General features: G+C 45.8%; 15 protein-coding genes. 3 read left to right on the top strand and 12 right to left on the bottom strand.

Annotation, left to right across the window (positions count from 1 at the left end; genetic code table 11):
• Positions 1 to 2: 2 nt before the first annotated feature.
• The 4 genes from ACMH5P_RS05205 to nadB all read right to left on the bottom strand — a co-directional run bounded on the left by ACMH5P_RS05205 (position 3) and on the right by nadB (position 9,939).
• On the bottom strand, positions 3 to 5,492 hold the full coding sequence (locus ACMH5P_RS05205) for a beta strand repeat-containing protein (protein WP_459493276.1): 5,490 nt from the start codon (positions 5,490 to 5,492) through the stop codon (positions 3 to 5).
• 3 nt (positions 5,493 to 5,495) lie between these two features.
• Positions 5,496 to 7,520 (bottom strand): hypothetical protein, encoded by a 2,025-nt coding sequence (locus ACMH5P_RS05210; protein ID WP_459493277.1) that lies wholly within the window; start codon positions 7,518 to 7,520, stop codon positions 5,496 to 5,498.
• A gap of 8 nt (positions 7,521 to 7,528) precedes the next feature.
• Positions 7,529 to 8,248, bottom strand: a complete 720-nt coding sequence (locus tag ACMH5P_RS05215) for a hypothetical protein (RefSeq protein WP_459493278.1) — start codon at positions 8,246 to 8,248, stop codon at positions 7,529 to 7,531.
• A 113-nt stretch (positions 8,249 to 8,361) separates the two neighbouring features.
• Positions 8,362 to 9,939: an L-aspartate oxidase gene (gene nadB, locus ACMH5P_RS05220; protein WP_459493279.1), complete on the bottom strand. Its 1,578-nt coding sequence runs from the start codon at positions 9,937 to 9,939 to the stop codon at positions 8,362 to 8,364.
• Positions 9,940 to 10,057: 118 nt separating this feature from the next.
• Here nadB and ACMH5P_RS05225 point away from each other — a divergent pair, with 118 nt between their 5' ends.
• A complete protein-coding gene (locus ACMH5P_RS05225) occupies positions 10,058 to 10,999 on the top strand; it encodes a hypothetical protein (protein ID WP_459493280.1) in 942 nt (313 codons plus the stop codon).
• A 240-nt stretch (positions 11,000 to 11,239) separates the two neighbouring features.
• Here the strand turns inward: ACMH5P_RS05225 and ACMH5P_RS05230 are convergent, their stop codons facing one another.
• On the bottom strand, positions 11,240 to 15,712 hold the full coding sequence (locus ACMH5P_RS05230) for a translocation/assembly module TamB domain-containing protein (protein ID WP_459493281.1): 4,473 nt from the start codon (positions 15,710 to 15,712) through the stop codon (positions 11,240 to 11,242).
• 40 nt (positions 15,713 to 15,752) lie between these two features.
• Between ACMH5P_RS05230 and tsaD the strand changes: the two genes are divergently transcribed.
• Positions 15,753 to 16,751: a tRNA (adenosine(37)-N6)-threonylcarbamoyltransferase complex transferase subunit TsaD gene (gene tsaD, locus ACMH5P_RS05235; protein ID WP_459493282.1), complete on the top strand. Its 999-nt coding sequence runs from the start codon at positions 15,753 to 15,755 to the stop codon at positions 16,749 to 16,751.
• Positions 16,752 to 17,032: 281 nt separating this feature from the next.
• Here tsaD and ACMH5P_RS05240 read toward each other — a convergent pair whose 3' ends face one another.
• Genes ACMH5P_RS05240 through ACMH5P_RS05265 form a run of 6 tightly spaced genes read right to left on the bottom strand, consistent with a single transcriptional unit; the run spans position 17,033 to position 23,329 of the window.
• Positions 17,033 to 17,509, bottom strand: coding sequence for a hypothetical protein (locus tag ACMH5P_RS05240; RefSeq protein ID WP_459493283.1), 477 nt, complete (start codon positions 17,507 to 17,509; stop codon positions 17,033 to 17,035).
• A 1-nt stretch (position 17,510) separates the two neighbouring features.
• Entirely contained in the window at positions 17,511 to 18,791 is a 1,281-nt protein-coding gene (locus tag ACMH5P_RS05245) for an adenylosuccinate synthase (RefSeq protein WP_459493284.1), read from the bottom strand.
• Positions 18,792 to 18,817: 26 nt separating this feature from the next.
• Positions 18,818 to 19,303, bottom strand: a complete 486-nt coding sequence (locus ACMH5P_RS05250) for a Fur family transcriptional regulator (protein WP_459493285.1) — start codon at positions 19,301 to 19,303, stop codon at positions 18,818 to 18,820.
• Positions 19,304 to 19,354: 51 nt separating this feature from the next.
• Positions 19,355 to 21,604: a RelA/SpoT family protein gene (locus ACMH5P_RS05255; protein ID WP_459493286.1), complete on the bottom strand. Its 2,250-nt coding sequence runs from the start codon at positions 21,602 to 21,604 to the stop codon at positions 19,355 to 19,357.
• Positions 21,605 to 21,608: 4 nt separating this feature from the next.
• The gene (gene ispF / locus ACMH5P_RS05260) at positions 21,609 to 22,088 is read right to left on the bottom strand and encodes a 2-C-methyl-D-erythritol 2,4-cyclodiphosphate synthase (RefSeq protein ID WP_459493287.1); all 480 of its coding nucleotides are present in this window, start codon (positions 22,086 to 22,088) and stop codon (positions 21,609 to 21,611) included.
• A gap of 2 nt (positions 22,089 to 22,090) precedes the next feature.
• Entirely contained in the window at positions 22,091 to 23,329 is a 1,239-nt protein-coding gene (locus ACMH5P_RS05265) for a M16 family metallopeptidase (RefSeq protein ID WP_459493288.1), read from the bottom strand.
• Between the two features lie 89 nt (positions 23,330 to 23,418).
• Between ACMH5P_RS05265 and ACMH5P_RS05270 the strand changes: the two genes are divergently transcribed.
• Positions 23,419 to 24,534, top strand: a complete 1,116-nt coding sequence (locus tag ACMH5P_RS05270; RefSeq protein ID WP_459493289.1) for a tetratricopeptide repeat protein — start codon at positions 23,419 to 23,421, stop codon at positions 24,532 to 24,534.
• Here the strand turns inward: ACMH5P_RS05270 and ACMH5P_RS05275 are convergent.
• Positions 24,521 to 25,459, bottom strand: coding sequence for an NAD-dependent epimerase/dehydratase family protein (locus ACMH5P_RS05275; protein WP_459493290.1), 939 nt, complete (start codon positions 25,457 to 25,459; stop codon positions 24,521 to 24,523). The genes ACMH5P_RS05270 and ACMH5P_RS05275 overlap by 14 nt on opposite strands.
• Positions 25,460 to 25,463 lie beyond the last annotated feature (4 nt).

Consider the following 25,463-nt stretch of genomic DNA (forward strand, 5'->3'; position numbering starts at 1 on the left):
TACTACCTCGTAAAATCAGGTACGACCTCATTGGTCCCTAACTGCACGGAAAAGTGGGTGGTATTCGCAGTTGCATTAAAAAACTTGATTTGATTCAACGCACTCGCGCTTAATGGGGAACCTACAAAAAAGTTTCCGGAGGTTCCACTTTGACCAGACACCCGTATCTGCCCATACTGATTAATGGCACCCGCAGAACGCAAGACGCCATTCGAGGAAATAAATTTCGTAGATGTGGTCTTCAACATCCCCGAATTTTCTAAACTAGGTGATGAACCGCTCCCCGCAATACTATATACGCCATCCCATCCGTTGACGGTCAAGGTCTTTCCCGTCGTAAAAGTCCCGGCCGAAGCAAAATTGATCGTATGCGCTCCCGCACCTAATTGCAAGGTGGAATTATCACTGATGAACAATTGCCCCAGCGTTTCCGAATAGCCCTCCGTACTCAAGGTACCCCCGTTAAAATAAACATTACTCGCATTCGAAATCACTTGATTTCCTCCCAATACCAAACGGCCCGCCGTGATCCGCGTCAGGCCCGAATAGGTATTCACCGCATTCAGCGTCATTTGACCCGTACCCGTTTTATCCAAGCCCCCCGTTCCCGAAATAATTCCATTCACGATTAGATTCCCAGTCGACCCCGTTGTCCGACCCACCGTCCACAAGGTGCTCCCATTCGCAATGGCACCCGTCACTGTCAAATCCGACTCCGTATTCCAGCTGACCGCCGTGCCCGCCAGACTTATATTCCCCGACCAAGTACTCGCCCCGTTTTTGGTTAACAACGCGCCATTGGCTGTAATCGCATTACTCGTAATCGTTAGCGTTTCCCCGGATACATTCAGTGCCCCATCCAAAGTCAAATTCGCCCCAGAAGAAATAACGGTTCCCGCTGAATTTGAACCTAAAGCCAAATCGTTTTTCACAAGGGTTTGACCCGCTGTCAAGGTCGTTAAACCGGTGTAGGAATTCGCCGTATTCAAATTCAGAATTCCCGTATAGTTCTTGGTCAAAGTGGCATTCCCCGTAGCAATCTCCCCATTGATATTCAAGGTTCCGTAAACATTACACGTCAGGTTGGTATTTGTCCCCTGAATCGCCGGTCCAGTCAGTGGATTGATACTTAGGCTTGAACTCAAATAAACATAAATGGATGAAGCTGCCGACAAATTAAGCGTTCCATTCCAAACATTCGAACCTGTGTTGGCATACAAAACACCGAGCGTCGGCAAACTACCTAAGGTCAACGCTTCCCCGGAAACCGTTACACCATTTAAGCGCAATCCGCCCCCATCTGCAATCGTCCCAGCATTGGTAGATCCTAATGAAGAGGCATGACTAATGGCCAAATTACCCCCACTAATTCGTGTCAAACCCGTATAGGTATTCGCCGTCGTGGCTAAAGTAGTCGTTCCCGTCCCCACTTTTTCCAGATGGACTACCCCGACACCATCTTCTATTAATCCATCGTAAGTCGAGCTATTCGTCCCAAATTTAAAGGTACTCGCATTCGAACTACTGTTGGTGATTTTTGTCGAGGAGACCCCTGTAATCGAGGCAACGGTATTGCTAAAACCATTCAAATCCAAAATCGTATTCGCCGCTAACGTGACATCACTCGTGCTCGGAATCGCCTGTGCCACATTCAATACTAATTTACCAGCATTCACGGTCGTACTTCCCGTATACGTATTCGCCCCACTTAAATTGAGAACACCAGCACCCGACTTGGTGAAATGATAGGCACGAATAATCGAACCACCCACCAAACCATCGTTTACACCACCTCCACTCGTCAGGGTCGTATTAGCCGTAGACAAGGTCACATTTCCACCACCGACGTAATTCGTTCCCCTTCCTAAACCCGCATTGATATTGTTACGAATACTTAATCCACCCGGCGCACTCAAGCTGATGTTGCCGCCATTCCCACCAACAACATTAGTCGATTCGAGGCCACCTTCTGAACTCAAAACGCCACTGTAATCCAAATTACCCGTTGTACTCGTAATACTAATCGCTCCTCCCGTTCCACCCCAGCCACCTCGACCACCGTTTGATAAGACCGAACCTCTCATTAAAACGGAATTGACCGCATTAATGGCAATAGCACCACCCGTTCCTGCCGTTGTCTGGTAGGTCCAGACTGAATTTCCACCGGAGGCATCCAACACACTTCCTGCTGCCAAACTCACCGAGCCACTTACCGTATAGGTCTGCGCACCGCCATAGCCTCCATTGAATCCAGCATCACTCGCTTTGGCATTTTCCCAACCTTTCGTTAAAACCTGTCCCGTACCCGCTATCACCAAATCTCCACCAATCACCATGGTCACGCTTCCTGTCGGATTGGTATTCGAGGCAAATTCTGCCATGGATCCACTTAAATCAATCACCGAATTTAACCGCACAATGCTCGCCGCATTCAATATCAAACTATACGGATAATATTGTTGGGACGACCGAATGGTCATATTGGCATAAAACTGAACCACCCCTCCACTCGTTATCCGCAACGAAGAGGTATTGCTGCCATTCGTCAAGCAATTGAGATTGGTGACGGGAGATTCAAAAACCATGTTCCCCGACTGGGTCCCACCGCTACGAGCCGTACTAATCTCCACAAATGAATAAGCCCCCAATTTACTCTGCAAATCTGCCGCACTCAAAATGGCATTATCCGCGGTAGGATTAAAGCGGTAGACGCCACTTTGCGTCAACGTCCACGCACCGTTGCTACTCGTCGCAGCCGAAGTAATCCGTACATCACTATGTCCTGTAGCACCCGTGAACTTAAGCGAACCCGGAACTAATTCACCATCCGTTAATTGCAAGGTATTGGATTGAACAGCTGTGGACGAATTATAAAAAAACATTTGGCCTAAGCGGTCCGGTGATAACACTGCATTCGCACCCACATAAATTCGACCCGCAGATCCCGTTGACCCCGGACTAGCATAGGTCCCCTGCCAACCGTTAATCGTCAAATAATGAAAATCAAATAAACCACTCAACCCACTAAACCGTAGCGTATGCACCGAATTACCCAAGGAGATACTAGAGAGCGTGTTGAGAATTAATTCTGCCAATGTTTCGGTGTAACCGCCAGTTGATAAATCACCTCCACTTAATTTCAATGAACTCACATCGGGAATACGTTCGTTATTTCCCAATAACAAGGATCCTCCGATGAGTTCGGTTTGGCCGGTGTACAAAGCCTCGCCGACCAACTCGACCACGCCACCCGGAGAACCATAGACTTTCAAGCCATAGCTACTCGCCGCAATGGCAGGAGTGCCGGTCAAACTCAATTTGCCCGAGATACTACCCAGCCCAATTCCCACAGTTCCAGCCATGGTAATTGTCCCCGACCACACATTATCCCCACTCACATTTCGGATGGATCCGCCACTCCCTCCAACGCCCAAACCGGATACCGTCAAGGATTTACCGAGGATAGAGATTCCACCCGTTAACTCTAAAGCAGCTTGATCAGCTACCACGATTCCACTTGAATTGGATCCCAAAGCGCCATTGGAACCGGCACGCAAAGTTCCATTCCGACCGGTCACTTGGGTCAAGCCACTGTAGACATTATCCGTCATCAAATACAGACTTCCCCCACCATCGTAGGTAATTCCGCCGGTACCAATATTGATGATCCCTGTAATATTCAAAATTCCATAACCTCCAAAAAGCAAATTGGCATTGGTGCCGGTAATCACATTCGTAGCCGTTAGATTCAAGGTCCCATTAAAACCCATTATGCGAACCCCTGAAGTCACTGTTATTTCACCTGCAAAGCTATTTACCCCGCTTAAATTGTATAAGGCTCCTCGTTGAGAACTGATCCCCGTTCCCGTCAGACTTAATGCCTCTGCACCCACATTAATCCCACCAAAAAACTCCAAAATCGAATTTGAATTGACCGTTGTACCACTTTGCACCGAGCCCAAGCCTGTCGAATTCCCCACACTCAGAATACCTGCCGTAATATTGGTCGGACCCGTATAGCTATTCGCCCCCGTAATTGCCAATTTACCCGTTCCCATCTTAACGAAACTCAATACCCCTGCCCCATCTTCAATCACGCCACTATGACTCGTCGATGAGTTGTTCGAACCGACCGTAAGTGTCACCGAACCACCTACACTGTTGGTGATTTTCGCGCCGCCATCCAAGCTAGCTAATGTCAACGAATTGCCAACCACATCAATCTCCGTTCCCGTGCTCGAAGTTAAGGCCGTGCCGGATGGAATTGCCCCAGCGACTGCTAAATACAGAGAACCCCCGTTCAAATTAGTTGTTCCCGTATACGCATTAACCGCACCTAAGGAGAGAACCCCAGCTCCCGACTTGATAAAATTTGACCCTCGAATAATGGAAGAACCCACCATGCCATCATTCACTCCGCCTCCCGTCGTTCGTGTTGTATTGCCCGTAGACAATGTCACAATTCCACCTCCCGTATAACTAGATCCCCTGCCTAAACCCGCATTCACGTTGTTTCGAATGCTTAATCCGGTCGATCCATTTAGGGTGATATTGCCCCCATTTCCTCCAACAGGTCCACCAAAATCATTCCCACCCTCGCTACTTAACACGCCACTGTAATCCAAGGTACTTGTACTACTCGTAATGCTGATCGCACCTCCGTTACCTCCTCGACCACCATACCCTCCATTTGATAAGACAGATCCACGCATTAAAACTGAATTGACGGCATTGATGGTAATGGCTCCACCGGTTCCCGCAGTAGTTTGATACGTTAAAATCGAATTCCCTCCGGTTGCATTCAAAATGCTTCCAGCCGACAAACTTACGGAACCGCTTACCGTATAGGTTTGGGCACCTCCAATGCCACCATTATAACCATCATTGCTTGGAGTAATATTTTCCCAACCTTTGGTTAGGACTTGCCCCGAGGCTCCCACTAATAAATCCCCTCCGATGACCATTGTCATACTTGCTGACGGATAGGTTTGCGTTTGAAAACCTGCCGAACCCCCACTAATATCAATGACAGAATTCAAGCGAACATGACTCCCCGAATTCAATATCACATTGCAGGGCAAATAAACGCTTGTAGTTCTTAACCTCAAATTCGCATTAAACTGAACTTCGCCCCCACTCGTAATTCGAAATGTACTCGGATTTACATAATAGTAACAATTCAACTGCGTCACCGCCGCTTCAAATGTAACATTTCCCGATTGCGTTCCGCCCGTGCGAGCTGTTTTGATTTCGACCGAAGCATAGGCAGCCAATTTGTTTTGTAGATCTGTTGCACTTAAGATGGCATTATCTGCCGTGGGCGAAAACGTATACGTTCCGTTCTGGGCATAGGCCCATGTCCCATTGCTATTCGATGCCGCTGAGGTAATTCGAACATCGCTATGCTGGGCATTCGCCCAAAAACTCACTAGGCACAGGAAAATCATCCCGGCCGTCCTGAACCCAAAAGCATTTAATTTCCCCCCACCCATACATCAATAGTAATAATCCACCTGAATCCGGTCGCCCACCACCAAGGTTGCCGCCCCATTATTCGTCGGGTTATAAGTCAAAGTCGTTCCCGTAACGGAGAGAGCCGTCTTCGAAATACGAACCCCATTGATAAATAAACGAATGGTCGAATTGACATTCGGGGTTTGTGTCAGCGTAAAACTTGTTTGACCCGCAGTAGCGACCGTATACTCATCGGACACGAAGCGCACCAAACTATAATCGGTATTGATCGTCGCCTGCGTAAACGCATTCGTTCCATTCCCCTTGAGAATGCCCGTTAATGTCGTGGCACCCGTTCCTCCTTTTCCCACCGACAAGCTTCCAGAAAACTTCGCATCGGTCACCGCACCATTGGCGATTTTCGCCGTACTAATCGCATTATCGCTGATCACCGGCGCAGCCGCGTTTGTTCCCGTTCCACCTAAATCTCCAGCCAATTGAATCTTCCCTTTCGTGCTCGTGTTCGCATCTACCACCGTAGCACTCGCCATCTCCGTCTGCACAAAGGCCGTGGTAGCCAAGGCCGTCGAATTATTTCCAGACGTTTGCGTCACGCCCGTGGTACCCGTCGGCAAACTCGGCGTTCCCGTAAACACTGGCGAATTCAAATCCGCCTTATTATTCAACGAAGCCTGCAACGCAACCCCCGTCGTGGCCAAATCCACATAATCTTTCACCGCTTTCACCGATGGATATTTCGTATTCGAGGTGGCATCCGTTGAAACGCTGACCGACTTATTCCCAACATCCTCCTTTTGCGCCAGACCTGGAACGGTTGGCACCGCTGCCGTTCCCCCCAAATCACCCGCTAATTGAATCTTGCCCTTGGTCGCCGCATCCGCATCCACCACCGTAGCACTCGTTGCGACCTGATCCACATAATCTTTCACCGCCTTGACCGATGGGTATTTGGTGTTCGAGGTGGCGTCGGTGGCAACATTCGTCGACTTGTTTCCTAAGCTTTCTTTCTGAGCCAAACCCGGAACCGTCGGAGCAGTTGCCGTTCCACCCAAATCACCGGCCAATTGTATCTTTCCTGTTGCTAAAGTCGTTGCGTCCGAAACACCATTGGCAACAACCGATGATATCGCATTATCAACATACGATTTCACCGCACGCTGAGTCGGATAGAGGCTATTACTCGGATTGGAATTCCCTAAATCGATGGCGGCCGATTTATTGGCCATGTTTTCATAGGTTCCCGAGAGATTCGCAACCGTATTCTGCGTCGAATTTAGTTGCGATTGCAAGGAACCGATTTGGCCTTGAATCGTAGAGGCCGTCGATTGAATTTGACTTGAATTCTGCTGAATGCGTACATCATGATCATTCAAGGTGGTATTCACCTGCTTAATGTCATCGGCTTGTTTCCCAAGTTGAGTAGTTAATCCGGAAATCGACTGATCTATGATCCCAAAACGCGTTTTGTTTGCATTTTGATTCGCCTCAATCTTGGCGGAATTTTCCTGGACTCCCGTCAATGCCGCTCCCACATCCTTCTTAATGGGATCTAAATCTTTGGGAATCAAATAGCCCACATCATTCCTAAATTGACTTAAATTCGTGGGAGAATCGCGCACGTTTTTGTAATCCACCGACTCCGCATATAGCGAATATGGACTAAAGGTCAACAACTGATTACTTACTTCCGTGTAATTTCCGGTCCCCGTAAAATTCACCGCCACTCGTAATCGTTTCAGCGAGGCATCCCACACCAACGCATCGAATTTACCGATACTCGGCGTTCCTGACCCGATGGTTAAATTGACCAGACCATATTCATCCGTAACGGTTTGTTGGACCTCCTCATATTCCACCCCCGTTTTCGAAATCAAACTAAAGCGAATCCAGACCTTCCCATTCGCCAAAGGCGCTCCTGTAATGACCTGCCCTGGGATTTCGATCGTATTGGGATCCACGATAACCGCCTGATAACTCAAGCCTTTTTGTTGGCCCCAAGCCCCCCAAGTAATCAACAAGAAAAGAAGGTATAAATGCTTCATCATTTCGGGAATCAACGTTTAATGCTAATCCCCATCGAAATCGTCATGGGTAAAAAATCCAAGGTCCCCGTCGGCGTTTGCGGGGAAAATAAACTGGCTGTTCGGCGGATGAGTACGAAGGCGCGGACGTTGGCATTCACCGACTTCGATATTTCGGCTTGATAGCCCCCAAAGACCTTAAAGGTATTAAACTGGGTATCCTCGGTCAGTGGAAAATACCGTTGCCCAAGCAATTGATTCCCCGCAATCAGCTGTTGGCCCATCATAACGCCCGAAAGACCTAGGGCCCAGCCCCGGTAAATCGTATATTTGGGACCTAAAGAAGCCGAAAAGCCCACAAAATCCGTTTGATAGGAGAAAGCTATTTGCCGCACATCCCCGATGGCGTTCAATTGATGATAATTTAATCCGACGGCATAATTCAGGTGACTCAAGGTCTTCGCCAGCTTGGGATGATTGTTGAAAAACAAGGCTGATTTTGAGAATTTGGAGATGAGTCGGACGGTATCAATCAAGGCATTCTCATGCGATACCTCCACATGCAAACCCGCAGAGGGCTTCATCCATTCAATAGCTAAACCTTTGGAATTTTGGAATTGATAATGGGTAATCGCAGAACCGATCGACCATTTATAGGATTGTGCTTGACCTGAAAAAGCCAAGGCAATCGTAAAAAATATAATCAACCAAACACCACAGCGGCGCTTCGTCGAAGAGACAGGGTGTTTCATTAGGTAGAACTAGGATTGAGTCAAGACACGAGGTTTTAACCCATTTTAGTCGAAATTAAATATTAAATTTTTTTCCGCCTAAGATATCCCCGAAAAGATTCGAAATGAGCGCTTTACTTTAAATCAATGTTGTAATGCAGGCCCTTATTTTGGCGCTGGGCACGGGCATGTTTGATGATCAAATAGGCGACATTAATCATATTCCGCAATTCGCAAAGTGGAACCGTGATGCGAGACTGGCGATACAATTCCTCGTGCTCGAGATAGATTAATTCCAAACGATCATAGGCCCGTTTCAAGCGGCGATCGGTTCGTACGATACCCACATAATTGGACATGATGGATTCCAATTCCTTAGTCATTTCAGTCACCAAAACCAATTCCTCTGGATTTCGGGTTCCCTCATCATTCCAATCGGGAATACCAGCGGGTAAAACCTGCGTTCCATATTGACTAAGCGATTTCTCGAAAGCATTGTGTGCGTAAACGATGGCTTCCAATAGCGAATTCGAGGCTAAACGATTCGCACCATGCAAACCCGTGTAAGAACATTCGCCGGCGGCATAGAGGTTTTCGATATTTGTCTGACCATATTGATCCACAATAATTCCCCCACATAAATAATGCTGGGCCGGCACCACAGGAATCATATCCTGTGACATGTCTAAACCTAACTCCTTCAGACAATGCGCATAGATCATCGGGAAATGCTGAAGTATCTCTTCTTTGGGAATATGGCGCGTATCCAAATACACATGATCCACGCCATGCTTTTTCATCTCGGAGTCAATCGCACGCGCAACCACATCACGCGGTGCTAAAGACAAACGCGCATCGTATTTCTCCATGAAAGTTGAACCATTTTGGTTCTTCAAAATTCCCCCATGTCCACGAACAGCTTCGGATATGAGGAAAGAGGGTTTCTTTCCCGGATTGTAAAGGGCCGTCGGGTGAAATTGAATAAACTCCATCCCTTGCACAAAACCTTTGGCACGGTAGGCCATGGCAATTCCGTCGCCGGTAGCAATGGTGGGATTGGTCGTCGACTGATACACTTGGCCAATACCTCCCGTCGCCAGAAGGGTTGTTTTTCCCAAAAAGGTTTCTACCTTTTCGGTTCTTTTATTTAATACATAGACCCCATAACATTGTTTGCCGGGGGTGTCTTTGGTGACCTTCTCGCCCAAGTGATGCTGGGTAATTAAATCAATCGCAAAGTAATGGGTGAAGAAATCAACGGACTGAAAGGATTTTACTTTGGCCAAAAGGGCACGTTCGATCTCATTTCCAGTGGAATCCTTGTAATGCAGAATTCGTTTATCCGAGTGGCCGCCTTCTTTGACTAAATCAAATGAACCATCGGATTTTCGGTCGAAGTCCGTACCGTAGGCGATTAATTCCTTCAGACGTTCCGGGGCTTCACGAACCACCATCTCAACAACGGCAGGATCGCTTACGAAATCGCCTGCGACCATGGTATCTTCAATATGTTTTTCGAAGGAATCCTCCGTATCCCAAACGGCTGCAATACCACCTTGGGCATATTTGGTGTTTGTTTCCTCGGCGATGGTCTTGGTGATCAGCGCAATCTTGACGGGGACGTTGCGGTCCTCAAAGTATTGCGCAACCTTCACCGTATAGGATAATCCCGCTATCCCTGAACCAATCACAATAAAATCATACGTCGGCATCCTGTCTTCGATTTTCCTGCAAATTAACCAAAAAGGGGATTAGAAATGAAATGTTGATAATTTATTGTAATTTTGCCCTCTGAAAAAAAAATAAACCCTTAAAATCAATTTAATCCCCATGGAATCTTCCAACAAAAGTTCTAGAATTGCGCTGATTGTTTTAGCAGTCCTCGTAGCTGTTTTAGGTGTACTCTACATTCGTTCAAATCAATTGAACAAAGAACAAGCAACCACTATTGAAGAAAAAGCGACTGAATTAGCTAATACACGTGCTTCTTTAGATTCAATCTCTACGCAATTGGATGCTAAAATCGCTGAAATAAAGTCTTTGGGCGGTCAAGTAGCTGACTTAGAAGCCTTGAAAGGTCAGTTGGAGCAAGACAAAGCATCTTTGAAACTAACCAACCATGCAACGATTGCATCGTATGAGGCGAAAATCAAAGAATACAATTTAGTGTTGACGCAAAAAGATGGCGAAATCGTCGAGTTGAAGAAACAAAATGGAATCTTGACCGAGAACAACCAAGTATTGACGGCACAAAATACAAGCTTAAATAATGAGAATACTGGCCTTAAGACGCAAAACAAATCGTTGTCGGATACCTTATCTGATGTAGCGGCAAAGAACAAAGAGTTGGCTCGTAAGGTTAGCATTGCAGCAGCCTTGAAAGCACAAAATTTACGTGTTTTGGCTATCAATGCGAAAGGAAAAGAAACTGAGCGTGCGCGCTTGAACGGAAAGAAAATCGAGAAATTGAAAGTAGTTTTCAACTTAGCGAATAACCCAATCACAAAATTGGAAAACAAGACCATTTACCTACGTGTCATCGATGGCGAAGGTGCAACGCTTTCGGATGAAGCGATTGGATCTGGCAAGGTTAACGTAAACGGAAAAGATGTGGTTTACACAACGAAACAAGTTGTGACTTACAGCAACAACAACCAAGAAGTGGGTATCATTTATCCACGTGGTGGCGTTACTTACAAGCCAGGTAAATACACGGTTGAATTAATCGCCGAAGGATTTAATGTGGGTGTAGGGACGTTTGAAGTAAAGTAAAGTCATTGGACGTTAGACGTTAGACTTTGGATGTTAAACGCTAGAGATTAACAAAATTTGAAGGACCTTGGGAAATATCTCGGGGTTCTTTTTTTTTAAGCATTTGACTGTAGAGACGCGATACTTCGCGTCTAAATAAAGGATGAAAGAATCCAGCCCAATAATATTGAAAAAAAATAGACTCGAAGTATCGCGTCTCTACAGTCCAGCGGCCAAAGTCCAATGACTAAAATCTAATTTCTATTTCTCCCACCACCACTTCGAGAAACTCGTTGTAAACAAAAGACTCGAACCAATCGTCTGATTGATTTGATACGAGTTCAAAGACCCTGCCAGCGAAGTCTGCACGTTTCGATTATAAGTCTTAAGTCGTAATGAACCCTCCCGGTTAACGAACCATTCCAACGCCCAATCACCCAATAATAACTGCGGACTTGTCTGATTTCGTGCATCCGTAAACCCGCCACTTCGGGTAATTCGCAAGCGATCATTCACATTATAGGACGCGCGCAATTGTAAATTAGATAGCAAATCCTGATTCAAACTTCCTCCCCCTAAATACACATCCACGTTCAAATCCTTGTTGATCTTCGATGCTAGGTTGCTCAACTGATTCGAAAGCATCTCCGTGAAATTCCCCATCAAACTACTGATGGCAATTCCCGAGCCTCCGTAAGGCGAGACTAATTGACCAAACAATAAGACGTTACTTACCTGACGGGTCAACTCCTGTTCATCCGTCCGAATACGGTTCGCAAATGCCGTCACAGCACCATTCAAATGAACATCTTTGGGATAATCCCGAACGCCGATGTCGAAACTGATGTTGGGCGATAATAAGCGGTTCTGTAAATTGATCGTCACATCGACCGGATAGCGACGCTTAAATTCGGGCAAATTAGATTTGTTGGTCGTATCCAATAAGATCGGAAAAAGTGATGCATATTGCGTGTAGACCGCCTTGATATCCACATTGGCTTCCAAAGGATCCCCCTTCCACGAAATCTTCGATCCCCGCTGAATCGCGAATTTCTTATTAATCAAATTCTGTAGTGTAAACGTATAATCCCCTTGATCAATCGCATAGTCGCCATTCATCTTGAAATCCCCCTTCTTATCCAAGGTCATCTTGATATTCCCCATCCCGTAAACACGCATGATGTCCCCTTTTTGTTGGTCAAATTGCACCTCCCCATAGGCCTCCGGCGTAAAGGCTAAATTCAGGTCCATCGTGATCCCATCTTGTTTCAATTGGCTCACCAGAGGCTTCTGATTCAACTCCGCAGCAGCAGCCAAGCTATGGCTGTAAAACGAATAATCCCCCTGATCCGTTTGCTCATATTCACGGTCTAAGGGAATAAACAATCTTGTCCCCCGATCACTCTTCAAATCCGCCGAAATGACCAATCCATCCAAGGTCCCCCGAATCGCGAATGGTCCTGTCGCAAAACCGGTGCCATAATAGATCGACTTCGGGTTTCGAATCGTATTCAATAATTTAAAGCGCGATAAATCCGCCTTGAGATCCAATTCAAATGGACTTCCTTTCGGAAAGCTGAGTCGGGCATTCATGCGCGCCGTATTTCCTTCGGGGTCCTTTAGCAACCAGTTTTGACCGATGATTTGTCGGGAAGCAAACTGCACCGTATCCGCAAACAATATCCGTGTATTCAAATAATCAAAGGTCGTCTTGCCATTCCGAACGATAATCCGCCCATCCAATATGGGCTCTTGTATCCGCCCGCCGATTCGCAATTCGCCCGATGCCTCCCCGCCTAAATCCGAAAATAGCCCCTTGGCAAAAGGTTCAAGAATCTGCAAATTGGTCTTATTTAATTCCGCCCGAACATTCAATTTATCCGATTCCTCAAACGGCCGGTAAGTACCACTCAATGACAAAACGGATTCGCCCAAACGGTTTAAATGATAATTCAAATCCATCAATTGGGACGCCGATTCATACGTACCCACCCCCTGCAGATCGCCGATGTAAAACTTGTCCATCCGCAAAGAATCCAACAGAAGCCACGAATCTAAACGGGTATTTTGATACCAATTTTGCAGACTAAATTCTGCATTCATTTCGCCTTGCACCTTCGATGCAAACAAAGGAGCAAGTGTTCCTAATTGGAACTTCTTTACCTTCAATTTCAGCGTCTCCGTCGAATCCATCGAGATACTTCCCTGCAAGGCAATCGACTGCTTTTTATTCGAAATCAATACGTGTTCCGCCTTCAAATCCTGGCCTTGAATCCGAACTCGATTCTCTGGGTCGATGGACCAATCTTGCCCCAAAATACGAACATAGGAATCCTTGAATTTCAAGGATAAACCATCCTTTTCAAATTTCCATAGGCCTCCTAAATGCGCCATGTTTTCTTCCCCCTGCTGCTTGAAATCCAAGCCGAAATTAATTCGGTCTTGGTCCCAGAGGGCGTCCAACTTAAAATTTTCGGTCGGGGTTAAGAAATTCAATTGCTGCTTTCGCGATTGAAAAATCAAACTAGAGGATACCTCGGGACCTCCCAAATATTTGGAACTTTGAAACGAAAATACCGATTGATAAAACGAATAGCCTCCCATCACCAAGGTATCCGGATAAGCCTCTAAACTCACCTGAAAACTACGTCCTTTGGTGATATTTCCGGAGAAAACAGTGTTATGCGCCACACCCAAGGAAGGGAAAAAGCGACTCAACAAAGGTGCCGCATCGTGGCAAACGATGGTGAAATCTGCGCCGTACCGACTTTCCGTATCATGGGTTTTGGAGGCATAATAGACATTACGTTCCTGCTCGTTTTTTTGGAAATAGAGTTGGTATTCATCCCACAATTGCAGCAATTCATTTTGCATGCGACTTGGCACAAAATCCCCATTCACTTCCACAGAAATATAGGGGGAATTCAACGAATAATGCCGTTTACCACCCGAACGAACATCCGAATTAAACGAAACCAAATCCATGGATAAATCTGCCATGTTGGGTTTCTGAAGATAAACGTCTTGGAAGAATCCGCGTCCGGTTAAATCATCCCAGGAATTCAACGATAAATCAACATCAAAGGCCGTTTTTAGTCGAATGGCCTCCTTCGTGAAATGTAAAGTGGCTAAATCGGCCCGCTCAATTCGTCCGTCCAATTGGTACAGGGGCTTCGATTGACGCAAATTAATTTCCCCTTCCATGGTGGCCAATAAATGGGAATCCTTCACCGCCACGGTACCCTTGAATAATTGCTTCTGCAAATTACCCTTCAAACTCACTCGGTTGTAGGCGTATTTATTGAAATTGATTTCCGAAATCATGCCATCAAAGTCGACATTTGCCGAGGCATTCGAAAATCCCGTTCCTTTGATTTTTGCGGTCAAATCGATGGTACCGAGGTAGTCTTCCAATACCAATAATTTTCCGAGTTTAAACTTCTTCAAAGCGACCCGACCATCATACCCCGACAAAGCCATGGAATCGCGCATGCGCATCGAAAAATCTCCCTCCAAGTAGCCTAAACCTGTATTGCCTTTGCCGGCTGTCCGGAAGTTGGCATTCGTCCCTTTAAACAAACCGGAGAAGGAAACGGGTCCAAGAATCCGCATTTTATCTGCGGCCGGTTTGGTGATAAATACGGCTAAATCCTCGGGAATAAATAATGAATTTTGCATCACAAAATCCATCTGGGTCTTCGGGATATCGGGTAAGCCTTTGAATGAGAAATCACCTCGTAGGACACTCTTGGTGCCGAAACCTAATTGGAAATTCTTCAATGCCAAATCTCGCACGGTACCGGACAACTTTCCTTGCAACTTGTAGTTGCCTTTGTATGGATACATGGACTCGACGAATCGTCCGACATCATTTGAGTTCAGGCGTGCATTGACCAAATTAGCCTGCATATTCGCCTTATCAAACCATTCCGTCAAATCGTCAATTTTCCTATAATTGACCAAAAACTGATTAGCGATGTAGGAATCATTGACCGACAAATCCAATTGATCAAAGCGCATTTGGCGATCACAAATCATGAAATGCGTATTCATGCGCTTAACTTGCAATCGGGTCATTTCATGCGCGGCGCGGAAGCCAACGGTCTCTAAGCCAATCGTATCCCCTTTGGAATAGAATTGTTTCACCTTGGAATTAATGTGCGAAACAGTAAAATGTGATAAGTCGAAATGCGTACTTGTAGCTAAATTGGGCTCTTGTTCGTCGTCTAAAATAAACTTCCCATCCACGACATCCACTTCCCGAATGATGAAGACGCTAGAACCTTGGGAGGGACCTGGCGAAATACGATTCACCCAGGCAATTATCTGGTCGACAAAGTGATTTAAATTCACCTGACCCGCTTTCTTCTCTAAGATTAAATGTACGCGCGGACGGAATAAACGGGCATAATCAAGCGTAGGCTTATCACCGCCCATGAACAAATCGGAAATACTAAAGTTGACATCGAGTTGCTCAATGTAAATCATTTCCTTTCCCCAAGGATCATGAATCCGTAGTCCAGTCAGGCTTAATTCATCGAAAAATTTGACTTGAATGCCTTTCAAGTCGACCGGATAACCCAGCTCACGCTTGATAATGGGCTTGAAGTAATCGGCCAAAAGCATTTGATTGGCCGGGGCCCGAAGCAGCAAAATGAAGGTAAAAATAAGCAAAAAGATTCCTACCAACCCGTATAGGACTGATTTGGCTAGGATCTTTAGGTATTTTACCATGTTTATTTTTTTTGCCTTATTTTTGCAAACAATTCGCAAAATGAACCTACTCGCCATCGAATCTTCGTGTGATGAAACCTCCGCCGCCGTCATGGTGGATGGAGTTTTAAAATCAAACGTCATCTCGACCCAACTCATCCACACAGAATGGGGTGGTGTCGTTCCCGAATTAGCCAGTAGAGAACATCAAAAAGCGATCATTCCTGTCGTAACAGAGGCTCTCCAAAAAGCAAATATAAACAAAAATGAACTGAATGCCATTGCCTTCACAAGGGGGCCTGGTTTATTGGGTGCATTGCTCGTGGGAACCTCTTTCGCGAAGTCATTATCCCTTGCGCTTAACATTCCCCTCATCGAGGTAAATCACATGCAGGCGCACGTATTGGCTCATTTTATCGAGGACCCCAAACCACAATTTCCTTTCCTTTGCCTAACAGTCAGTGGCGGACATACGCAATTGGTCTGGGTCAAAGATGCGCTACACATGGAGGTCATTGGGGAAACCCAAGATGATGCGGTGGGCGAAGCCTTCGACAAGACTGCCAAACTCATCGGCTTGCCTTACCCGGGTGGACCGCTTATCGATAAACTCGCCAAAGAAGGGAACCCGGATCGTTTCCCATTTTCATTGGGCGAAATGCCCGGTTTGAATTTCTCTTTCTCGGGAATTAAGACCCAAATTCTGTACTTCCTTCAAAAAGAAACCCAGAAAAATCCACAGTTCGTGGAGGAAAACAAAGCTGATATCTGCGCCTCCGTCCAAAAGAGTCTGATCGATATGCTTTTGCGTAAAGTCAAAAAGGCCATGCGCGAAAAATCATGCAAACAGATCTCCATTGCGGGTGGTGTTTCGGCGAATTCCGGACTACGTTCCCGATTGAGTGAGATGGGTGAAAAAGAAGGCTGGGATGTATTTATTCCGGCATTTCAATATTGCACAGATAATGCTGGCATGATCGCCATGGCAGGACATTTTAAATACGAGGCAGGGGAATTCACCGATCAAGACGTGACGCCATTGGCGAGGTACAATCTGTAGAGACGCGATACCTCGCGTCTAAATAACCAAATTGTAAAGACGCGATACCTCGCGTCTAAATAACCAAATTGTAGAGACGCGATACCTCGCGTCTAAATAACCAAATTGTAAAGACGCGATACCTCGCGTCTAAATAACCAAATTGTAAAGACGCGATACCTCGCGTCTAAATAACCAAATTGTAGAGACGCGATACCTCGCGTCTAAAAAACAGAGATCACAAAAAAGACGCGAAGTATCGCGTCTCTACAAATCAAAAAAAGACGCGAAATATCGCGTCTCTACACTAACCCTTTCAGGGCATTCCAGAACTCCAACTTAAGCGCCTTCTCCGCATCGGTCAGCGTCGAAATCAATCGAGGAAAATAATACACGCGCTTATCGCCAACAGCCACCACCTGATTCGCCTGTAATCCAACGATTGATTGCTCGCCCAAGAAAATAAAACGGCTTGGCTTCGACTTAGTTACAAATTCCTCCAAGGAAACCTGAACTTGATCCGCCTCCAAAATCGACCAATCCGAAACCGGTAAGGTCAAAGGAGGAGCCGAGAAAATCAATTGTAAACGGGATTTTTCAGCCTCATTAATGGCCCCAATCACCAACCATGGAGTATCAATGGCAGGAACTCCTACTTCTACCACCTCTTCGGTAGGTAAAACAGGGGATTGATTCAGCTGCTCCAATGGACGTTCCGACGTAATCCAATAGATTACCTCATTCTCATACAGCGCAGCTAAATCAATTCCCTCTGTCATCTTATGCTAATGCACCGCGCAACACACAGGCCTCACGATCCGGGCCTGTTGAAATGAAGTTGATCGGTAAATCTAAATGCTTCTCTAAAAACTTAATATACGCTGAAAGCTCTGCTGGCAATTCCTCAAAACGACGCATGCCCTCTAACGAGCAATTCCATCCTTTCAAGGTCTCATATACCGGCTTCACTTTTATATCCGTAATCTCGAATGGGATTTGATCCGTTATCGTACCATCCGGCATTTCATAGCCCGTACAAACTAAAATCTCCTCAAAAATATTCAAGACATCCGCCTTCATCATAATCAATTGAGTCACCCCATTAATCATCATCGCATATTTCAATGCCGGCAGATCAATCCAACCACAACGGCGCGGACGACCCGTCGTCGAACCAAACTCACGTCCCTCTTGACGCATACGCTCACCCACTTCATCCTCTAATTCCGTCGGGAAAGGTCCCGAACCCACACGCGTCGCATAGGCCTTAAAAATTCCATAAACCTCACCGATGTTTTTCGGCGCAACACCTAAACCGGTACAAGCACCCGCTGTGATCGTGTTCGAAGAAGTTACGAATGGATAAGATCCAAAATCAACGTCCAACAAAGATCCTTGGGCACCCTCGGCTAAAATCGTCTTACCCGCCTGAATCGCATGATTCACCGAATATTCCGAATCCACCAAATGAAATTCCTTCATGAAGGCGACCGCCTCGAAGAATTCTTTTTCCGCAGCAGCCAAATCATATTCGAATTTATATACATCTAGAATCGCCTTGTGACGATCCACTAAGGCATTGTATTTAGCATGAAAATCTGCCGAAATCATATCACCCACACGCAATCCCTGACGCGAAATTTTATCCGTGTAAGTGGGCCCGATACCCTTCAATGTCGAACCAATCTTCGCATCGCCCTTCGCTTTCTCATACGCGGCGTCCAACAAACGGTGTGTCGGCAAGATAATCGAAGCCTTCTTCGAGATCTCCAAGTTCTTCCGCAAATCCAAATTGAAATGTGCTAAGCCCTCGATCTCTTTCTTGAAAATAATCGGATCTAAAACAACCCCATTACCAATGATATTCTGAACCTCTTGACGAAAAATTCCCGATGGAATCTGATGTAATACGTGCTTAAATCCATCAAATTCAAGTGTATGACCTGCATTAGGTCCCCCTTGAAAACGCGCAACAACTTGGTAACGAGGTGCCAAAACATCCACAATCTTTCCTTTGCCTTCGTCTCCCCACTGTAAGCCTAACAATACATCAACTGCCATAAAATTCGAATATAAATGATAAAAAATTACTCCGGTGATTGAGCCTGGTACTGATCCCGAAACTCACAATTCTTTTTGGTACAAGACCCATAAAATATCAAGGAATGGTGCATCACATTGAACTCCAACATCTGTCCTACCAAACTCTGAATCGTCTGAACACGCGGATCACAAAACTCCGTCACCTTGTGACAATCCGTACAGATTAAATGATCATGCTGCCGACGTCCATAGGATTTTTCAAACTGCGCCTGATTACGACCAAACTGATGTTTAACCACCAAATCGCATTCCACCAACACATCCAGCGTATTATAAACCGTCGCACGCGACACCTGATATTTCTTGTTTTTCATGGAGATGTATAACTCCTCCACATCAAAATGATCATCCCGCAAATAGATCTCTTCCAAGATAGCAAAGCGCTCCGGCGTTTTCCGCAGACCCTTATTTTCTAAATAAGCTGTGAAAATCTTTTTAACCGAATCAAACTTCTCTATTTCTGCGGACATTCTTGAAAAAAAAACAACGTAAAATAAGCAAAAAAAACGGAATAAAACTACTTATTCATCCCTCGCAACCTCGATGACCCCAGCCACCATTTCCAACTCCGATACCAAGCTTTCTAAATGCGAAGTATCCTGAATCATTAAGGAAATCTTTCCCTCAAATAAGCCATCCTTCACACCAATCGACAGGGCTGTTATGTTTACTTTTAACTCATCCGAAATCACACGCGTCACATCATTCACCAAGCCTACGCGGTCAATTCCTCGAATCGTTAATTCGACAACAAATGACATCTGAATTTGACTCGTCCATTGTGCCTTAATTACCCGATCACCATGCCTAGACAACAGTTCCGGCGAATTCGGACATGTCGTCCGATGGATTTTGATCCCCTCATTAATCGTCACAAATCCAAATACCTCATCCCCCGAAATCGGATTACAACACTTCGCCAAGGTATAATCCACCTTGTCCATGTCCTCGCCAATCAACAAGATATCCGACTCCTTGCGTCCCTGCTCCACCTGTTGCATCCCCCTCTTAAAGGACTTGCTATCTACAATCGGCGCCTTAATGGCCTTCTCCGCTTGCTTCCGCTCATGCATTTCTTTGTCGGCCTTCCAGTGCTTCAACTGATCAACCGATATATAGGCCTTCCCAAAACGATAGAACAAATCATTCGCATCCTTCGCATTGAAATAGGCACGCAACTGATTCGTTAATTCCAACGTCAAATTCGGGTATCCCAAATGCTTTAGACGCGCTTCCACAATATCCCTGCCCTGAATCAAATAACCTTTGTTGTCTTCCTTGATGCAATCCTTAATGCGCGCCTTCGCCTTCGTCGTCGTCACGATGCGCAACCAATCCTCAGAAGGCTTTTGCTTGGAGGAGGTGAGGATTTCCAACTGATCACCGTTACTCAACTTATGGGAAAGTGGAACCAATTTACCCCCGACTTTGGCACCGATGCAATGCGCACCCACCTCCGAGTGTATCTCAAAAGCAAAATCGAGCGCCGTGGCGCCGGCCTGCAATACCACTAATTTTCCTTTCGGCGTAAACACAAATACCTCCTCATGATACAAGGAGTTTTTGATATCATCGACTAATTCAACAGCCGATTGACTCTTGTCATTCATCTCCAAAGCCTCACGCACTTGGCTCAACCAAGACTCAAAGGCCTGCGAGGTTCTTGTGTCTGTTCCCTTGTACTTAAAGTGCGCCGCAACCCCCTTCTCCGCAATTTCATCCATGCGCTTCGTCCGAATCTGAACTTCCACCCAGCGTCCCTCCTTGTCATTGCCAAATGGCATACTCATAACCGTCGTGTGCAAGGATTCATAACCGTTCGATTTCGGGGTAGAAACCCAGTCCTTCAAACGGCTTGGATTGGGTCGGTAGTGGTCGGTCACAATACTATACACCTCCCAGCATTCCCCCTTTTCCCGCTCCACAGGCACATCTAACACCACCCGAATCGCGAATAAATCATAGATTTTTTCGAAGGGCGTGTTCGATTTTTTAATCTTATTGTAAATGGAATATATGGATTTTGGACGGCCTTTGATGGTATATTTCATTCCACGCTCATCCAAGGATTTCTTAATCGGACGAATAAATTGCTCCACAAAACTCTCGCGGTTTTGCTTATTCTCCATCAACTTATGTGCAATGTCGCGGTAGGCTTCCGTCTCCGTAAACTTCAAGCCCAAATCCTCCAACTCTGTCTTGATCGCGTTCAACCCCAAGCGGTGAGCCAGAGGTGCATATAAGTATATCGTCTCCGAGGCAATCTTCAACTGCTTTTCCTTGGCCATGCTGTCCAGCGTCCGCATGTTGTGAAGTCGGTCGGCCAACTTAATCAAGATCACCCGAATGTCATCCGAGAGCGTCAATAACATCTTCCGGAAGTTTTCGGCTTGTTGGGACGTACCATATTCAAACGTCCCCGCAATCTTCGTCAAACCGTCGATAATCTGTGCAATCTTGGGATTGAACATCTTTTCAATCTCCTGCAGGGTTGTGTCTGTATCCTCTACGACATCATGCAACAAAGCCGCAATGATCGACGTAGGTCCCAAACCGATTTCCTCGACACAGATTTGAGCAACTGCCAAAGGGTGGTAGATATAAGGTTCCCCGGATTTGCGACGCATTTCCTTGTGCGCATCCGCGGAAAGCAAGAATGCCTTCTTGATTTCTTTGGCATCATCATCTTTTAGGTAGGGCTTAGCCGTACGCAAAAGCTTGCGATAACGCTTTAAAATTTCCAGTCTTTCTGCTTCTAAATCGATTTTCATCACACTATTTCGCTTGAATTAGGGCGACTGCCATCGCCGAAATACCCTCTTGTCTTCCTACAAAACCTAAACCCTCCGAAGTGGTGGCTTTGACCGATATTTGTTCCTCGTCAAGCTCCATCACCTTAGCTAAATTTTCTTTAATCGCCGGGATATGCGGATTCAATTTGGGCTGATCCAAAACCACCGTCACATCCACATTGCCTACCTCCCAGCCTTTCTCACGAATCATCTCCATGACCTTCTTCAACAACAATGTCGAGGCAACTCCCTTCCACATCGGATCCTTATCCGAAAAATGATAACCAATATTCCGCATATTGGCGGCGCCTAAAAGCGCATCGCATAATGCATGGCAAACCAAGTCGGCATCCGAATGCCCCAAAGGTCCAAAATCACTCGGAATCTCCACACCTCCCAAAATAAAGGGACGTCCTTCCACCCAACGATGCACATCATATCCTTGTCCTACCCGTATTTTCATGATTATCCTTGTTTAAGATAAAGCAATGTATTCTTTTTCCCTTGAACAAACAGCTTGTTGGCCCAATTTTGTATATCCTCCAACCTAACATTCGCAATGTGATTTGCCTCCGTATTCACGAAATCAACATTCCCCGCATTCGCCGCCATCGCCAAATTCATCGCGCGATTCAATACTTCTACCTCCCCAAAAACCAAGGAAGCCTCCGCCTGATTCTTCACGCGTTGCAATCCATCCGCATGAATCCCGTCTTGAACAAAAGCCTGAATCGTATCCAATAGTAACTTTTCGGCATGATTTACATCGACGCCCTCGCAAACTTGACCGGATATAACCAATAATCCTGGATCCATCGATCCCGTTAAAGAGGCTCCCAAGGAATCAAAGATTCGCTGATTTTGTACCAGCTCGATGTACAAATAGGATGATTCGTTTCGACCTAATAAGTCAGACAATAAATCAATCGCATGATATCCCGCTTTATAACGACCCACCACTGGATAGGCCAGATAGATACGATTAGAGGGAACATCAGCCTTAATTTCCATGCGACGATCTTCCGTCTGCACAGGCTCTTTCGGTAAATTCCGTTGCGGCTTTTTCCCTGCCGGAATGGGGGCAAACCACTTTTCAGCCAAGGCTTTCACCTCTTCCAATTTCACACGGCCGGCTACGACCAAAATCGCATTGCTTGGAACATAAAATTTCTGGAAGAATGCCTTCACATCTTCCAAAGTCGCCTCCTCGATATGCTTAATTTCCTTCCCGATGGTTGCCCATTGGTAGGGATGTTTTTCATAAATCATCGGACGGAATTTCAACCAAACGTCGCCATAGGGTTGATTCAAATAACGTTGTTTAAATTCCTCGATCACCACCTTGCGTTGCACCTCCAGAGACTGGGGATTAAACGCAAGGGATAACATCCGGTCGGACTCCAACCAGAATGCGGTCTCCAAATTTTGGTAAGGCAAGGAAATGTAATAATTCGTTAAATCCGGCGTCGTAAATGCGTTGTTTTCCCCACCGACAGATTGCAGTGGCGAATCATAATTTGGGATATTTACCGAACCCCCAAACATCAAATGCTCAAACAAATGGGCGAAACCGGTACGCTCTGGATCTTCGTCTCGAGAGCCCACATCATAAATCACATCCATCACGGCTAACGTCGTGCTGGGGTCCTCATGCACAATCACTTGAAGTCCATTGGCTAAGGTGAATTGCTGAAATGAAATCATGAGGATGTGGGAAAAATGAAATAGAAACAAAAGTAAAAAATTAGGCCCAAAAACCACAGAGCTTCCCTATTTTTACGGACCAAATTTTAATGATGCGTTTTTTATTCGTCTTAGCCCTCACATTCGTTTCTTTTTTGAGCCCCGCTCAATTGCTGCAGAATGCGCAGGCACGGAATCTTATCACGCAGGGGCTGAACCACTTATACCAATACGATTTCAAAGAATCAACGGAAGATTTCAATAAAGTTAAGGCGCTGTACCCCAAACATCCGGCCGGTTATTTGCTTTCGGCCATGCAATACGAACAACAATTTTTCCCACTCAAAGATCATCCGGCGCAGAGTCGGGCCTATTTAGCCTTCCTCGAGTTATCCTATAATTTGGCACAAGAAGCCTACGACAAGAATAACAATGATTTGGAAGCCTCCTTCTTTTGCACGGCATCGCTTGGATTTTTGGCGGCCTACGAGGCCGACAACCAAAATTTTATGAAAGCGGTTTCCTATGCACGCAAGGCCTATGCCTTTATGAAAATAGGGATCAAAAACACAGAGCGCCAACCGGAATTTTTATATTCCTCGGGTATCTACAATTACTACCGCGTCGCCTACCCCGAATTGCATCCGATCATTAAGCCCTTGATGGTCTTTTTCGAAGAGGGCAACAAAAAAACGGGCTTAGCTATGCTGGAAGCCGGTACCCGGAAAACCATTTTTGTTCGGAACGAATCCCTGTTTTATTACAGCTATGTCTTCAACAAATACGAGGGAACACCCCAAAAAGGACTTCCCTACAACACCCAATTGATTCAACAATTTCCGAATAACCATTGGTATATTTTGCAACGTGCTGAGCTACTAACCTTATCGGGACAATACGAAGCCGCCGAGCCATTCGTGGATCAGTTGGAAAAACTCAACTCCTCTTATTTCAAAGGTGCGGCCCATGTATTCCGAGGTATGCGAGAGGAATTTGAAAAAAAGCGATACAATATTGCCGAGGCCTACTATGCCAAAGCCCTTACACATCCATGGGAGGAACGTTTTACGAAAGACATCCACGGATTGGCTTTATTAGGAATCGCTCGATTAGAGCACCGAAAAGGAAATAAGGCCAAGGGACATCAGTTCGCCAAAAAAGCGGCAGAATTTGTGGAATACAAAAACTCCATCGTAGAACAAAAACGGCTACTTAACCTTCATTAATCCGAGCTTCTTCATACGCAAAGGTCTTTTCAAACGCCTCCGGGATGGAAGTCAATTCAAAATCGATCTGCGATTTCAATTGCGTAATATCTAAACTCACTTGTTGGACATCTGTCGGCATAGCCTCCATGAATTCCACCTGAAAGTGCGGAACTTTAGCCTTAACCATATCGATAATATCCAGGAGTGTCATCGTAAACCCGGAGCCGACATTCAGCGTCACATTTTTCACTTTGGCTACCATCAAATCCATGATGGCACGAGAAATATCCTCCGCAAAAAGATAATCTTTGGCCTGACTTCCATCGCCCCAAACTACCAAGGTCTCACCTCGCAAAGCCTTTCGAATGGCGATGTTAATGACACCTTGAGTCGCAGATCGGTGATGCAAACCAAATGGATTGGATAATCGCAAAATCAAATAATCGATTTGGTAGAGATTGGCATATAGGCGTATGTAATGCTCAACGGCCAATTTAATAATCCCGTAGGAACTAATCGGTTGGCATGCCTGCGACTCCGTCTTGTGTGTTGGCATTTCATTTCCATACACCGCACCACCAGAAGATAAATACAAAAGATTTTGACAGCCAAATGCCTTCATGACCTCCATCAATCCGATGGTAGGTAACAAATTAGTTTCCACATCGCGTTGGATATTCTGGGTTGATAAAGCCGGAATAATGGAGCTGGCAAAATGGAAAACGTGGGAAAAACGATGCGTTTCAAAGAGATGGTTCAACAAGTTGGCATCTGAATAATCCCCTTCCACGAACAATACATCGGGAAAATGAATGGCAGAATCAGGAATCTCTTGCGACAATACCACAATTTCAGGAGCTTCGTCCCCCAATTGATTTTGTACAAAATCGAGGAGATTGAAGCCCAAAAAACCTGCACCGCCAACAAGTAGAATTTTCTCCATGTCC

The sequence above is a fragment of the Aquirufa sp. 5-AUSEE-100C1 genome, assembly GCF_054558655.1.

What these genes read in the sequence shown, in the direction of transcription:
- ACMH5P_RS05205 (WP_459493276.1), bottom strand. Translation starts at nt 5,492, where the DNA reads ATGGGTGGGGGGAAATTAAATGCTTTTGGGTTCAGGACGGCCGGGATG.
- ACMH5P_RS05210 (WP_459493277.1), bottom strand. Translation starts at nt 7,520, where the DNA reads ATGATGAAGCATTTATACCTTCTTTTCTTGTTGATTACTTGGGGGGCT.
- ACMH5P_RS05215 (WP_459493278.1), bottom strand. Translation starts at nt 8,248, where the DNA reads ATGAAACACCCTGTCTCTTCGACGAAGCGCCGCTGTGGTGTTTGGTTG.
- nadB (WP_459493279.1), bottom strand. Translation starts at nt 9,939, where the DNA reads ATGCCGACGTATGATTTTATTGTGATTGGTTCAGGGATAGCGGGATTA.
- ACMH5P_RS05225 (WP_459493280.1), top strand. Translation starts at nt 10,058, where the DNA reads ATGGAATCTTCCAACAAAAGTTCTAGAATTGCGCTGATTGTTTTAGCA.
- ACMH5P_RS05230 (WP_459493281.1), bottom strand. Translation starts at nt 15,712, where the DNA reads ATGGTAAAATACCTAAAGATCCTAGCCAAATCAGTCCTATACGGGTTG.
- tsaD (WP_459493282.1), top strand. Translation starts at nt 15,753, where the DNA reads ATGAACCTACTCGCCATCGAATCTTCGTGTGATGAAACCTCCGCCGCC.
- ACMH5P_RS05240 (WP_459493283.1), bottom strand. Translation starts at nt 17,509, where the DNA reads ATGACAGAGGGAATTGATTTAGCTGCGCTGTATGAGAATGAGGTAATC.
- ACMH5P_RS05245 (WP_459493284.1), bottom strand. Translation starts at nt 18,791, where the DNA reads ATGGCAGTTGATGTATTGTTAGGCTTACAGTGGGGAGACGAAGGCAAA.
- ACMH5P_RS05250 (WP_459493285.1), bottom strand. Translation starts at nt 19,303, where the DNA reads ATGTCCGCAGAAATAGAGAAGTTTGATTCGGTTAAAAAGATTTTCACA.
- ACMH5P_RS05255 (WP_459493286.1), bottom strand. Translation starts at nt 21,604, where the DNA reads ATGAAAATCGATTTAGAAGCAGAAAGACTGGAAATTTTAAAGCGTTAT.
- ispF (WP_459493287.1), bottom strand. Translation starts at nt 22,088, where the DNA reads ATGAAAATACGGGTAGGACAAGGATATGATGTGCATCGTTGGGTGGAA.
- ACMH5P_RS05265 (WP_459493288.1), bottom strand. Translation starts at nt 23,329, where the DNA reads ATGATTTCATTTCAGCAATTCACCTTAGCCAATGGACTTCAAGTGATT.
- ACMH5P_RS05270 (WP_459493289.1), top strand. Translation starts at nt 23,419, where the DNA reads ATGATGCGTTTTTTATTCGTCTTAGCCCTCACATTCGTTTCTTTTTTG.
- ACMH5P_RS05275 (WP_459493290.1), bottom strand. Translation starts at nt 25,459, where the DNA reads ATGGAGAAAATTCTACTTGTTGGCGGTGCAGGTTTTTTGGGCTTCAAT.